The sequence below is a fragment of the Ornithinibacillus caprae genome, assembly GCF_009728145.1.
Taxonomy (GTDB): Bacteria; Bacillota; Bacilli; order Bacillales; family Amphibacillaceae; genus Ornithinibacillus; species Ornithinibacillus caprae.
In genome coordinates, this window is the sequence record NZ_WOCA01000022.1 from 1 (window position 1) to 14,357 (window position 14,357).

The 14,357-nt window shown below is 36.5% G+C and carries 11 protein-coding genes, 2 rRNA genes and 1 other annotated feature; of the genes, 12 read left to right on the plus strand and 1 reads right to left on the minus strand.

The window, feature by feature from the left end:
* Together GMD78_RS19055 and rrf are read left to right on the plus strand one after the other, a co-directional pair.
* Positions 1–125: ribosomal RNA gene (locus GMD78_RS19055) — 23S ribosomal RNA — on the plus strand; the annotation flags it as partial.
* Positions 126–206: 81 nt separating this feature from the next.
* Positions 207–322, plus strand: a 5S ribosomal RNA gene (gene rrf / locus GMD78_RS19060).
* A gap of 72 nt (positions 323–394) precedes the next feature.
* Here rrf and GMD78_RS19065 read toward each other — a convergent pair.
* Positions 395–1,012 (minus strand): NUDIX hydrolase, encoded by a 618-nt coding sequence (locus tag GMD78_RS19065; protein ID WP_155671246.1) that lies wholly within the window; start codon positions 1,010–1,012, stop codon positions 395–397.
* A gap of 156 nt (positions 1,013–1,168) precedes the next feature.
* Here GMD78_RS19065 and GMD78_RS19070 point away from each other — a divergent pair, with 156 nt between their 5' ends.
* From GMD78_RS19070 to cysS, 10 genes are all read left to right on the plus strand, one after another.
* Positions 1,169–1,867 (plus strand): MgtC/SapB family protein, encoded by a 699-nt coding sequence (locus GMD78_RS19070; RefSeq protein ID WP_155671248.1) that lies wholly within the window; start codon positions 1,169–1,171, stop codon positions 1,865–1,867.
* Between the two features lie 403 nt (positions 1,868–2,270).
* Entirely contained in the window at positions 2,271–2,738 is a 468-nt protein-coding gene (locus GMD78_RS19075; RefSeq protein ID WP_155671250.1) for a CtsR family transcriptional regulator, read from the plus strand.
* Positions 2,739–2,835: 97 nt separating this feature from the next.
* Entirely contained in the window at positions 2,836–3,384 is a 549-nt protein-coding gene (mcsA, locus tag GMD78_RS21450) for a protein-arginine kinase activator protein McsA (protein WP_343042440.1), read from the plus strand.
* On the plus strand, positions 3,381–4,448 hold the full coding sequence (gene mcsB / locus GMD78_RS19080) for a protein-arginine kinase McsB (protein ID WP_155671252.1): 1,068 nt from the start codon (positions 3,381–3,383) through the stop codon (positions 4,446–4,448). Before mcsA ends, mcsB begins: the two co-directional genes overlap by 4 nt.
* 13 nt (positions 4,449–4,461) lie before the next feature.
* Positions 4,462–6,888, plus strand: a complete 2,427-nt coding sequence (gene clpC / locus GMD78_RS19085; RefSeq protein WP_155671254.1) for an ATP-dependent protease ATP-binding subunit ClpC — start codon at positions 4,462–4,464, stop codon at positions 6,886–6,888.
* Between the two features lie 213 nt (positions 6,889–7,101).
* The gene (gene radA / locus GMD78_RS19090; protein ID WP_343042446.1) at positions 7,102–8,475 is read left to right on the plus strand and encodes a DNA repair protein RadA; all 1,374 of its coding nucleotides are present in this window, start codon (positions 7,102–7,104) and stop codon (positions 8,473–8,475) included.
* Positions 8,476–8,692: 217 nt separating this feature from the next.
* Positions 8,693–9,799 (plus strand): PIN/TRAM domain-containing protein, encoded by a 1,107-nt coding sequence (locus tag GMD78_RS19095; protein WP_343042441.1) that lies wholly within the window; start codon positions 8,693–8,695, stop codon positions 9,797–9,799.
* A 614-nt stretch (positions 9,800–10,413) separates the two neighbouring features.
* Positions 10,414–11,883, plus strand: a complete 1,470-nt coding sequence (gene gltX / locus GMD78_RS19100; RefSeq protein WP_155671258.1) for a glutamate--tRNA ligase — start codon at positions 10,414–10,416, stop codon at positions 11,881–11,883.
* Positions 11,884–11,926: 43 nt separating this feature from the next.
* Positions 11,927–12,165 (plus strand) — a binding site (T-box leader).
* A gap of 142 nt (positions 12,166–12,307) precedes the next feature.
* Positions 12,308–12,976, plus strand: a complete 669-nt coding sequence (cysE, locus tag GMD78_RS19105) for a serine O-acetyltransferase (RefSeq protein WP_155671260.1) — start codon at positions 12,308–12,310, stop codon at positions 12,974–12,976.
* Positions 12,957–14,357, plus strand: coding sequence for a cysteine--tRNA ligase (cysS, locus tag GMD78_RS19110; protein WP_155671262.1), 1,401 nt, complete (start codon positions 12,957–12,959; stop codon positions 14,355–14,357). Before cysE ends, cysS begins: the two co-directional genes overlap by 20 nt.

A 14,357-nucleotide genomic window follows, 5' to 3' on the forward strand; every position in this document is an offset into this window, starting at 1 on the left:
AGATGAGACTTCCCATCACTTCGAGTGAGTAAGATCCCTCAGAGACTATGAGGTTGATAGGTCCGAGGTGGAAGCGTGGTGACACGTGGAGCTGACGGATACTAATCGATCGAGGACTTAACTAACATATTTTTGATTCGTTGTTTACTTCTTATTTAGTTTTCAGGGTACAAACTCTTTTAACATGAATGACATATATGTGTATGTCTGGTAGCGATAGCGAGAAGGTCACACCTGTTCCCATGCCGAACACAGAAGTTAAGCTTCTCAGCGCCGATGGTAGTTGGGGCTTTGCCCCTGTGAGAGTAGGACGCCGCCAGGCAATATAAAAAGCTAAGTAACCTTAAGTGGTACTTAGCTTTTTTGTTTACCTCGATTTATGTATACATATTTCTTAATCAAATAAAGAATCCTGTTGATCATCTTTTAAGAAGGAAAACATCTTCATTATTTGAGATTCTGTATTCCTCCGAGTGGATAGAGGTGGGAGGTTATCTTCGTCAAAAAATCTAACATCATTGGTTTCTAATCCACCCGAGGCATGACCTTTAACAATTGAACATTGAATAAAACACTTATAGTAATGGTATGGTTGAGGAGGATGAGGATGATGATGGTTATCAAATAAAGCCAATAATTTAACTGCTTTAACATCAAAGCCAGCTTCCTCTTTAATTTCCTTTATACAGTTTTCTGCAGGTGATATGCCTACTTCGCAAAAGCCACCAGGTAAAGACCATTTATCATCCATCTTCTCTTTTACTAATAGTATTTTATTTTGATGAAAAACAACTCCACGAACATCAATTTTAGGAGTCTGGTAACCTGTTTCAGTTGCAAATAATTCTTTTACTTTTTTTATATCCATGTCTGAATAGGATGCAATGATTTCGACACTAATATCTCGTAATTCTTGATAGCGTTCGATATCATATTTATCCTTTGAAAATGCTAATCCGGATTGTGATAGAGCTTGTATTCGTTTTGCCCAATGCAACCATTTTTCATTCATATCATTTCCTCCTATTAATATAATTTAATCATACCCTAATTATGTACGAATCATAATTACATACAGTTTGAATACGAGTAAAAAAATTAATTACTATTTATCTTTTTCGTATTATTGTAAACTAATAAAAAGGATAAAAGAAGGGGGTTAAATAAATTGGAAGCATTTATAAATAATATAGCGGATGATAACTTTCTTCTGATCGTTGTGCGTGTATTAATCGCTTTAGTTTTATCAGGGTTAATTGGTTTTGAAAGAGAGTTTAAAAATCATCCTGCTGGGTTTCGAACTCATATCTTGGTTGGTGTAGGTTCTTGTTTAATGATGGTATTATCTCTATTTGGTTTTGAAGCATTTATAGATGCACATGAAAATGTACGATTTGACCCCGCGCGGATTCCTTCATATGTAATAAGTGGAATTGGTTTTTTAGGTGCAGGAACAATTATGGTCTATGGAGGTACCATACGCGGATTAACTACTGCTGCTTCCATATGGGCTGTTGCGGGATTAGGGTTAGTTGTTGGTGCGGGAATGTATACGACAGCCGTTTTCACGACAGTTGTAATTTTGTTAAGCTTAGTATTTCTGAATAACTTTGAAAATTTATTTACAAAGGGGAAAAAGTCATCCGTTATAGAAATTGTAGCTCAACCCGGATTAGCTATTAACAATATTATTTCTGTAATTGAAGAGTTTGATGTAACCATTAAAAAGGTTGAAATTGTAAAAGTAGAGAATGATCTAAGAAGTATCTTTATAAAAATAGAACGAGATAGCCTAGTTGATCATATTTCATTTTTTGAAGAGTTATCCCAAATTAAACACGTGAGAAATGTAAGTGAAAGAAATTAAATATAAACCTGTAGAAAAAACTGTAATTTTGTACGGTTTTTTCTTTTATTTCGTTCCTAATAGTGTTTTTATTTTAGCCAATTTGTCTAGAATAAGAAGGGATAAGATAGTTGGCATAATTAAAGTTTTACAGTATAATAAATGCATAGTCAAAGATAGTCAAAGTCAAAGGGGTATATTGGAACGGATTACTCTGGCTGTTTATCCCGTATGAAACAAGCAGGTCCCTAGGTTAGTGATTTGGGTTAAAGCCAAGAAAAAATGCTGGGGGAATCACCTGTCTGTTAAATGTCCGATTTGTTCAAGAGCCTTTTCATAACGTTTTGGGATCTAATTTTCATTGTGAGATAAAGCTCTCTATGATTGAAATTTCACTTTATCGGGAATAAAGGAGGTAATAAAGATGAGTAACATATCCGATGTTATCGAACAGTATTTAAAAAATATACTGCAGTCAAAAGAACAGAATATTATAGAAATAAAACGAAGTGAAATTGCTGATCAATTCCAATGTGTACCTTCACAAATAAATTATGTCATTAATACGCGATTTACCATGGAGAAGGGATATATCGTAGAAAGCAAACGTGGTGGTGGGGGATATATCCGAATTATTCGTATAAAACATCAAGATAAGTCGGAACTAATTGATGAAATAATAAAGTTGATTAATCCAACTGTTACACAACAAGCTGCAATAGATGTTTTAGAACGACTTATGGAGGAAAATATCGTTACAGAACGTGAAGCTAAAATTATGGCTAGTGCAATTGATAGAAATACATTAGGGTTAAAATTACCGATTCGTGATGAAGTAAGAGCACGTGTATTAACTGCAATGCTTACTACGCTTAAATATTTAAATAAGTGATATTTCAATTTTGGATTTCCTCTAGTTAACTATTGATTGTTTATGTACAGATGCGTTTTTATATATTGGCATATTTTTATAAAAAGGGGGAATAAACGTGCAATGTCAAGAATGTCAAAAACGACCAGCAACCCTGCATTTTACACAGGTTATTAATGGCAATAAAACAGAAGTGCAGTTGTGTGAGGTATGTGCTAAAGAAAAGGGTTATATGTCTTATCCAGAAGACGGGTATTCTCTCCATAATTTATTAACTGGTTTGTTTAATTTTGATTCTTCACAGATGAAAAGCCCTCAAGGAACACAATTCGGACAACATACGGAGTTGCAGTGTTCCAAGTGTGATATGACATTTTCTGAATTTAAAAGGATTGGAAAGTTTGGGTGTGCGGAATGTTACCATACTTTTTCAACGCACTTAGACCCTATTTTTCGACGTGTTCATAGTGGTAATACCAAACACCGTGGAAAGATCCCTAAACGAAAGGGAGGAAATCTACATCTTAAGAAACAGGTAGAAAGCTATAAAACAGAGTTACAAAAATTAATTGTAAATGAAGCGTTTGAAGAAGCGGCAACAGTAAGAGATAAAATAAAAGAATTGGAGATGCAAATTCGAAAAAAAGAAGCGGGTGAGGATAGATGACACTGCAACACTTTATGAACGAGGCGATTAGTCCATGGATGAGAGAAGATGGTCCTGATAGTGATATCGTTTTGAGCAGTAGAATCCGGTTGGCTCGAAATTTTGCGGATAGAAAGTTTCCTATTATAGCCGATAACAATGATCTTGAGGAAATACGAGACTTTTTTCGAAATGAATATGAAAATGCATCTTTCCGAGATTATGATAACTTTGAATTTTTTCCGATAAAAGATCTATCTGCTGTAGAAAAGCGAGTATTAGTGGAAAAGCACTTAATAAGTCCCTTATTAGCTAAGCATGGAGAATTTGCTGCAACAATGATCTCTCATAACGAACAAGTTTCTGTCATGATTAACGAAGAAGATCATATTCGCATTCAGCTTTATTTTCCAGGATTACAACTATCTAATGCATTAACAAAGGCCTTTGAATTTGATGATTGGTTAGAAGAAAAAATAAACTATGCATTTGATGAGACAAAGGGATTTTTAACAAGCTGCCCTACTAATGTAGGTACAGGAATGCGAGCATCTGTGATGATGCATTTACCTGCACTTGCTCTAACTAAACAAATTAATCGAATGATGCCTGCAATTAATCAATTTGGGCTTGTTGTTAGAGGCATTTATGGTGAAGGTAGTGAGGCGATCGGAAATCTCTTTCAAATATCTAATCAAATTACTCTTGGGAAAACAGAAGAAGATATTATTGAGGATTTACAAAGCGTCGTTCATCAACTAATAGAGCATGAGCGAAAAGCGAGAACTAGATTAATGGAGCAATCAGGTACTAAATTAGAAGATCGAATCTATCGGTCACTAGGAGTGCTAAAGTATAGCAGAATAATCGAATCAAAAGAAGCAGCAATTTGCCTATCGAATGTTCGATTAGGTATTGATTTAGATATCATAAAAAATATATCACGTAATATACTTAATGAATTAATGGTATTAACTCAACCTGGTTTTCTCCAACATTATGCTAAAAAAACATTGACAGCAAATGAACGTGATGTGTTACGAGCCACCTTAATTAGGGAAAGGTTACAATTAGAGGAAAAATAGGAGGAAAAGCTATATGATGTTTGGACGTTTTACAGAGAGAGCACAAAAAGTATTAGCGTTATCCCAAGAAGAAGCAGTACGTCTGGGTCATAATAATATAGGTACAGAGCATATTTTATTAGGCCTTGTTCGAGAAGGTGAAGGAATCGCAGCAAAAGCTTTGGAATCCTTGGGGTTAGAAGTATCGAAAATTCAAGAAGAGGTTGAAAAGTTAATTGGTGTTGGAAAACAACCAATGCAAACCATTCATTATACTCCACGAGCTAAAAAGGTAGTGGAACTATCACAGGATGAAGCTAGAAAGCTCGGACATTCCTATGTCGGTACAGAGCATATCTTACTAGGTTTAATACGTGAAGGCGAAGGTGTTGCAGCACGTGTTTTAAATAATCTAGGTGTTAGCTTAAATAAAGCTCGACAACAGGTACTTCAACTATTAGGAAGTAATGAGTCACAGGCAGGTAGACAAGGACGAGGACAGGCATCTAGTGCCAATACACCAACCTTAGATTCATTGGCTAGGGATTTAACCGCAAGTGCAAAAGATGGAAATGTTGATCCCGTCATTGGACGTAGTAGAGAAATCGAGCGAGTTATTCAGGTGCTTAGTAGACGCACGAAGAACAATCCTGTATTAATTGGTGAGCCAGGAGTTGGGAAAACAGCAGTTGCTGAAGGGTTAGCTCAGCAAATTGTAAATAATGAAGTACCAGAAACACTACGTGACAAACGCGTTATGACCTTGGATATGGGTACAGTTGTCGCGGGTACAAAGTATCGTGGTGAATTTGAAGACCGTTTAAAAAAGGTCATGGAAGAGATTCGACAAGCAGGTAACATTATTTTATTTATTGATGAGCTGCACACATTAATCGGTGCCGGTGGTGCTGAAGGTGCAATTGATGCTTCTAATATTTTGAAGCCATCCCTAGCACGTGGAGAATTACAATGTATTGGTGCTACAACCCTTGATGAATACCGTAAATATATCGAAAAAGATGCAGCGTTAGAGCGTAGATTTCAACCGATTCAAGTGGATGAACCAACTGTTGAGGAAACCATTCAAATCCTTGGCGGTTTACGTGATCGGTATGAAGCACACCATCGTGTAACTATTACGGATGAGGCAATTGAAGCTGCAGCTACACTTTCTGATCGTTATATTACAGATCGTTTCTTACCTGATAAAGCAATTGACTTAATTGATGAGGCAGGATCTAAGGTTCGTTTACGTTCTTATACTGTTCCACCAAATTTAAAAGAATTAGAAGAAAAACTGGAAGAAGTCCGTAAAGAGAAGGATGCTGCCGTTCAAAGCCAAGAATTTGAAAAAGCTGCATCGTTACGTGACACAGAACAAAGGTTACGTGAACAATTAGATACAACAAAAAATGCATGGAAAGAAAAACAGGGCCAAGAAGATTCTCAGGTTCAGGTTGAGGATATAGCTAGTGTTGTTTCTACATGGACTGGTGTACCAGTTTCCAAATTAACGAAGGATGAAAGTGAACGTTTGTTAAACTTGGAAAATGTCTTACATGATCGAGTTATAGGTCAAGAAGAGGCAGTTAAAGCAATTTCTAAAGCAATTCGAAGAGCGCGAGCAGGATTAAAAGATCCGAAGCGCCCGATTGGATCCTTTATATTCCTTGGACCTACTGGAGTAGGTAAAACAGAACTTGCACGAGCGCTGGCAGAAGCAATGTTTGCAGATGAGGATGCGATGATTCGAATTGATATGTCGGAGTATATGGAAAAACATTCTACTTCTCGACTTGTTGGATCCCCTCCAGGATATGTCGGTTATGATGAGGGTGGGCAGTTAACAGAGAAAGTACGTAGAAAACCATACTCTGTAGTTTTATTAGATGAAATAGAAAAAGCACATCCAGAAGTATTTAATATACTATTACAAGTCCTAGAGGATGGGCGTTTAACGGATTCGAAGGGAAGAGTAGTTGATTTTCGAAATACCGTCTTAATCATGACGTCTAATGTTGGTGCTAGTGAATTAAAACGTAATAAATATGTTGGGTTTAACCTAGAAGAAGAAGGCAAAGAATATAATGATATGAAAAAGAAAGTTCTCGACGAATTGAAAAAAGCATTCCGTCCAGAATTCTTAAACCGTATTGATGAATCCATTGTCTTCCATTCACTTGAGAAGAAACATATGAAAGATATTGTTACATTGATGGTTAAACAACTTCAAAAACGTTTGAAAGGCCAAGATATAGAATTCACCCTGACAGATAAAGCAGTTGAGAAAATTGCGAGTGAAGGATTTGATCCAGAGTACGGGGCTCGACCACTTAGACGCTCCATCCAAAAAAATATTGAGGATTTATTGTCTGAAGAGCTGTTAAAAGGAACGATCTCAATTGGGCAAAAAGTGAAAATTGGTTTAAATAGTAAAGGAGAATTTATCATACTACCGTAGTATAGAAAGTTTCTCCTTGAAAAAGTAGGTAAAAAAACTAGAAAGGACTAACTTTCTAGTTTTTTTCCTATATTACAAAAGAATTCAACCATGCTACAATCTCAGTATGTGGCATAAATAAGGTAAAAAAAGTAAGAAATTGATAGATGACTGTAACCTATATGTGATGTTAATCGTATATAATAGAGTCAAGGGGAAGGATTGAATATAAAAGTGGCTAAACGAAAGACTAAATATGTTTGTCAGGATTGTGGTTATGAATCAGCAAAATGGATGGGGAAATGCCCAGGTTGTAATAATTGGAATACATTAGTAGAAGAAATAGATGCTTCAAGCACGAAAAACAGACATACATTTAGTGGTGTAACGGCATCTGGTAGTAAACCAGAAAAGATTACTGCTGTTGAAGCGCAAAAAGAGCCGAGAGTAACTACTAAGTTAAAAGAGTTTAATCGGGTACTAGGTGGAGGAATTGTTCCAGGATCACTTGCATTGATTGGTGGAGACCCAGGAATCGGTAAATCGACACTACTCCTTCAAGTATCAGCTCAATTAGCTGAAAAAGAGTTACCTGTCTTATATATTTCAGGTGAGGAATCAACTCGGCAAACAAAGTTAAGAGCGGACAGGCTTGGTATTAAATCTGAACTCTTATATGTACTTTCCGAAACGAATATGTTAGATATTGCTAATCATATCGAACAACTACGACCATCATTTGTGGTAATTGATTCGATTCAAACCATTTTCCGAGAAGAGGTCACTAGTGCCCCAGGTAGTGTCTCACAAGTAAGAGAATGTACAAGTGAATTAATGCGAATTGCTAAAACAAGCGGTATTCCTATTTTTATCGTCGGGCATGTTACCAAAGAAGGAGCAATAGCAGGTCCGAGATTATTAGAGCATATGGTTGATGCTGTATTATATTTTGAAGGCGAAAGACATCATTCCTATCGTATTTTAAGAGGTGTGAAAAACCGATTTGGTAGTACCAATGAGATGGGAATTTTTGAAATGAAAGAAGAGGGCTTACGTGAAGTTATGAATCCTTCTGAAATATTTTTGGAGGAGCGCTCTCAAGGTGCATCAGGTTCTACGGTTGTTGCATCCATGGAAGGTACAAGACCAGTCTTAGTTGAAATTCAAGCACTTATTTCACCTACAAGCTATGGAAACCCACGAAGAATGGCTACAGGGATTGACCACAATCGTGTGCCCTTATTAATGGCCGTGCTTGAGAAAAGAGTAGGATTAATGCTCCAAACATCTGACGCTTATATAAAGGTTGCTGGTGGGGTCAAATTAGATGAACCAGCTATTGATCTAGCAATTGCAGTTAGCATTACCTCAAGCTTCCGAGATCAACCGACAAGACCAGATGATATATTTATTGGTGAGGTAGGATTGACTGGGGAAATTAGGCGTGTATCCAGAATAGAACAACGTGTACAAGAAGCTGCAAAACTTGGCTTTAAACGAGTAATCTGTCCACAAAATAATCTAGATGGTTGGACTGCACCGTTAGATATTCAGATAGTTGGTGTAAACACGGTTCAAGAAGCATTGGAAGTAGGGTTAGCTAGGTAAATTTTAACAAGAAATTTTTACTAGGTGCTGAAAAAATTGTCGAAAATTAGCCAAAAATAAATTGACATTAGTACTTTGGTGTGATAAAATTTTCTGTTTACTCAATTGATTGTTTTGAGTAGCTGTGCTATTATTTAGGTTGTACCATCTTTTAATTTGAAAATAATGGTTATTATTTTAATGAATAGGTAATAATAATGGTTAGGAGGTGAGGGTGGTGCTGAAAAAAATTGTACATCTGTTTTTTATTATAACAGGCGGTACCATTGGATATTTATATATACCGGAAATTGTTAATTTGTTAGACTTTACTGATGCGGCATGGGTAGCATCCCCGTATTTTGGATCTGTTGTAGGAGCAATTATATTATTTTTTGTTTCGTATTGGTTGGTAGATTATATTGTAGAGTTTCTAAGGTGGATCGAAGAAGGATTGGTAAAAATACCAGTTGGAGATCTTTTCTTTGGAAGTGTAGGGCTGATAATGGGCCTTGTAATAGCTTACTTAATGAATATTCCGTTACAGTATATTAACATCGAATTTGTTTCACAAGTAATTCCGTTATTTGTTACTATTTTATTAGGATATTTTGGTTTCCAAGTAGGTTTTAGACGTCGTGATGAATTTGTGAACTTATTAAATATCAATAAAAAAGAACGTGACAAAAAGAAAACCACAGCTGAGCAAGATGGTGGCGACGGAGACCAACTCATTCCGAAGGCAAAAATACTAGATACAAGTGTAATCATAGATGGACGTATTGCAGATATATGTCAAACCAGCTTTTTAGAGGGAACGATTATCATTCCTCAGTTTGTTTTAGGGGAACTCCAGCATATTGCTGACTCTTCTGATGTATTGAAGCGTAACCGAGGTCGTAGAGGGCTAGATGTATTAAACCGAATTCAGAAAGAGTTGCCTGTTAAAGTTGAAATATATGAAGGAGATTTTGAAGATATCCCAGAAGTAGATAGTAAGTTGATTAAATTAGCAAAAGTAATCAATGGAATCGTGGTAACGAATGATTTTAATTTAAATAAAGTTTGTGATCTACAAGGTGTTCCTGTACTAAATATTAACGATTTAGCTAATGCTGTTAAACCTGTTGTTTTACCAGGTGAGGAACTAATGGTTCAGGTAATCAAGGATGGAAAAGAACAAAATCAAGGAATTGCTTACTTGGATGACGGAACAATGATCGTTGTGGAAGAAGGAAGAAATTATATTGGTAAAACGATTGAAGTACTCATAACTAGTGTCTTACAAACTTCCGCAGGTCGAATGATCTTTGCAAAACCGAAATTACTTGAAAAAGCATTATAAAAAGGGTATAACTTATAGTGGATATAAAAAGTGATAACAGGCTATGTTATCGCTTTTTATTATACGTATACAATAGATAATATAAAAGGCTCTTTTAATATTTTTAAGCAAAATGACTGTTGGAGCGTTAATACCGCTGCGAAAATACACTACGCTTTCCGCGGGCGGCTGGTAAGCCTCCTCGTGCTGACGCACTGCGGGGTCTCACCGATGCCTTTCCTCCCGCAGGAGTCTTCGTGTATTTTCTCCGCTATGTAGTGCGTAGTAATACTAATATCTCTTGCTTTATTGCTTAATTAAAATACAAATTAATTATGTATTTTTAAGTTTCGTGGAATGTAAAAGTTCTTAAGACATATATTTCAGGGTGATTAATTCTTCCAATTAATCGGAACATCACCATTAGCGTAGGCTGAGACCGTGCCCACGGAAAATGAAATATTCCACCGAAGCGGTGTTATAGCACTTGTTTTGAAGGATCGAAAGAAAGGTAAAATGTACACCAAGTTAATTCGCATTCTACACAACTAATAGCTAAGTCATACTAAAGAGCAACAATCTTTTTATAACAGCCTATTTAATTAATACATCTTCTTGAAAGGAAGGATTATATAATGACAAATGAAGTTCGTGTGCGCTATGCGCCTAGTCCAACTGGTCACTTACATATTGGAAATGCGCGTACAGCACTTTTTAATTACTTATACGCAAAACACTTTGATGGAAAGTTTATTATTCGTATTGAGGATACAGACGATAAGCGAAATGTTGAAGGTGGAGAAGAAAGCCAGCTTAAGTTTCTAAAATGGCTTGGCGTAGATTGGGACGAGGGTGCTGATGTTGGTGGCGAATACGGCCCTTATCGCCAAATGGAACGATTAGATATTTATCAAAAATATATTGATGAACTATTAGAAAGAGGCCTAGCTTATAAATGTTATATGACGGCAGAAGAGCTAGAAAAAGAACGTGAAGAGCAACTAGCAAGTGGACAAACACCGAGATATTCTGGGGCACATCGTGATCTTACGGAGGAACAAATTGCTCAATTTGAAGCGGAAGGAAGAAAGCCGAGTATCCGTTTCCGAGTTCCTGAAGGTAAAACCTATGTATTTAATGATATTGTAAGAGGAAATATCACGTTTGAATCTGAGGATTTTGGTGATTGGGTTATTGTAAAGCAAAATGGAATTCCAACTTATAATTTCGCTGTAGCTATAGATGATCATTTGATGCAAATTACGCATGTCCTGCGTGGTGAGGAGCATATTTCTAATACGCCGAAACAAATGATGATTTACGAAGCCTTTGATTGGACACCACCACAATACGGCCATATGACATTAATTTTAAATGAGGAACGGAAAAAACTAAGTAAACGTGATCAGCATATTCTGCAATTTATCGAGCAATATCATAATTTAGGTTACCTTCCAGAGGCATTATTTAATTTCGTTGCGTTACTAGGGTGGTCACCAGTTGGCGAGGAAGAGATTTTTGATCAAGAAACATTAATTAAAATCTTTGATCCAGAAAGATTATCTACCTCACCGGCAATTTTTGATGCACAAAAATTAAAATGGATGAACAATGAATATATTAAAGCAAGCGATTTGGAAAAAGTTATTGACCTAGCTTTACCACATCTAATTGAAGCAGGTAAGCTACCAGAAAAAATGGATGCGGATAAGAGAACATGGGCAGAAAATGTGATCTCTCTATACCGAGAACAATTACGATATGGCCAAGAGATTGTGGAATTAACAGAACTATTCTTTAAACAAGAAATTGATTATGATGATGCCGCAAAAGAGGTGTTAGCAGAAGAACAAGTTCCCGAAGTATTACAAGTGTTTACCGATAAATTAATTCACTTAGATGAATTTAATAAAGATACAGTTAAAGCGCAGATAAAAGCAACCCAAAAAGAAACTGGCCATCGTGGAAAAAAATTATTTATGCCGATTCGTGTTGCAACAACAGGACAGACTCATGGACCTGAATTGCCTTTTGCTATTGAGCTCCTAGGCAAAGAGGTTATTTTAAAACGTTTAGATTCTGTATTAAAAGAACTCGGAGCCTAATCTTTTCACATTCTTATAAAAATATAATATAGTAGTAATACGATATCGAACGCAGAAGAGGGAAAGTAGAAATGGATTAGCTTATCCAGAGAGAATCACCTAAGGCTGGAAGTGGTTCTGAGCGTCTGTTTTGAAGTGCCCCTTGGAGTCCGTTATGGAACCTAGTTTATGCTAGCTGTACATAACGGCGGTCAAGACTCTACCGTTATCAGAGTACAAGTTGGGAAAATCCTACATAAGGATTTTTCAAACAGAGTGGAACCGCGCTAAAGCGTCTCTGTGTTTTTATACACAGGGACGCTTTTTTTGACAGATAAGAAAGTATAAGTTTTCTTTTACTTCAAGCGCACAAGGCTTTTCCCATAAAGGCTAGGTGAAAGCCAAGGTTTCTAACCTGCTTACCAGAGTGAAAAGGAGGGGTAAAATGGGTTTTTTTAAGCGTTTGAAAGATGATATGGATGTTGTTTTTGAACAAGATCCAGCTGCAAGAACATATGTTGAGGTGTTTTTAACGTATTCTGGACTACATGCCGTATGGTCACATCGTATTGCCCATGCTTTTTATAAAAGAAAACTATTTTTTATTGCTCGAGTTATATCCCAAGTTAGTCGTTTCTTTACAGGTATTGAAATTCATCCAGGAGCTAAAATTGGTCGGAGACTATTTATCGATCATGGAATGGGTGTTGTAATTGGTGAGACGTGTGAAATTGGAGATAATGTAACTATATTTCAAGGAGTAACGTTAGGTGGTACAGGAAAAGAAAAGGGTAAACGCCATCCAACGGTAAAGGACAATGCTTTAATTGCATCAGGAGCAAAAGTACTTGGTTCTATTACAATAGGTGAAAGTGCAAAAATTGGTGCTGGATCCGTAGTTCTTAAGGATGTCCCTGACCATTCAACGGTAGTTGGGATTCCGGGAAGAGTGGTCGTGCAAAATGGTTATAAGGTAAGAAAAGATCTTGATCATCATAAAATGCCTGACCCAATAGAAGATCGATGTACGCAATTACAACATGAAATAGATGAACTTAAAGAAGAAATTTCTAAGCTGAAAGGAAGGGAACAACATGACAATATCAATCTATAACACAGTTTCACGTGAGAAAGAACCATTTAAACCAATAGAAGATGGCAAGGTAAGTATGTATGTATGTGGCCCAACTGTATATAACTATATTCATATTGGAAATGCTCGACCTGCTATTGTTTTTGATACCGTTAGAAGATATTTTGAATACAAAGGGTACACAGTTGATTATGTATTAAACTTTACCGATGTAGATGACAAAATCATCAAAGCGGCAAACGAATCTGGAGAAGATGTGTTTAAAGTTGCCAACCGATTTATTGATGCTTATTTGGAAGATGTGGAAGCTTTAGGAGTTAAAAAAGCTACGTATAACCCTCGGGTAACAGAAACAATGGAAGATATTATAGCCTTTATTGACGGCTTAGTTCAAAAAGGGTATGCATATGAAGCGGATGGGGATGTGTATTTTAAACCACGAGCTTTCGAGGAATACGGTAAATTATCCCATCAGTCCATTGATGAACTTCGCTCAGGAGCAAGGATTCAAGTAGGCGAAAAGAAAGAAGACCCGTTAGATTTTGCATTATGGAAAGGTGCTAAAGAAGGAGAAATTGCTTGGGATTCTCCGTGGGGGAAAGGAAGGCCGGGTTGGCACATTGAATGTTCGGCTATGGCTAAAAAATACCTAGGTGAAACAATTGACGTTCATGCTGGCGGACAGGATTTAACATTTCCACATCATGAGAATGAAATAGCTCAATCTGAAGCTCTTAATGAGAAAACATTTGCTAACTACTGGATGCATAATGGGTATATTAATATTGATAATGAAAAAATGTCAAAATCACTTGGGAATTTTGTCTTAACAAGAGAATTACTTGCTAAGCATAATCCAGAAGTCATTCGCTTCTTTATGTTAAGTGTACATTATCGTCATCCTATTAACTTCTCAGAAGAACTATTGGCCTCAGCGCAAAATAGTTTGGAACGGATGAAAACTGCTTATTTTAATTTAGAGCACCGAAAAGCCGCAAGTACAGATATAGATAAACAAGCCGATTCATGGCTGGAAAAAATAGAATCCTTTAAAAAGCGTTTTGATGCTGAAATGGATGATGATTTCAATACCGCAAACGCAATATCTGTGCTATTTGACTTAACGAAAGAAGCAAACGTTTATTTGCAATCTAATCAGACATCTACACATGTTATTGATGCATTCCAAGAGGCCATAAAAACACTTCTTCAAGTTCTTGGGATCTCTATCGAAGAAGAAAAGGATCTATTGGATGAGGATATTGAAGCGTTAATCCAAGAGAGAAATGAAGCTAGAAAAGAACGAAATTTTGCCCGTGCTGATGAAATACGGGATATGCTAAAGGAACAAAATATTATCTTAGAAGATACACCTCAAGGCGTCCGTTGGAAAAGGGGCTAG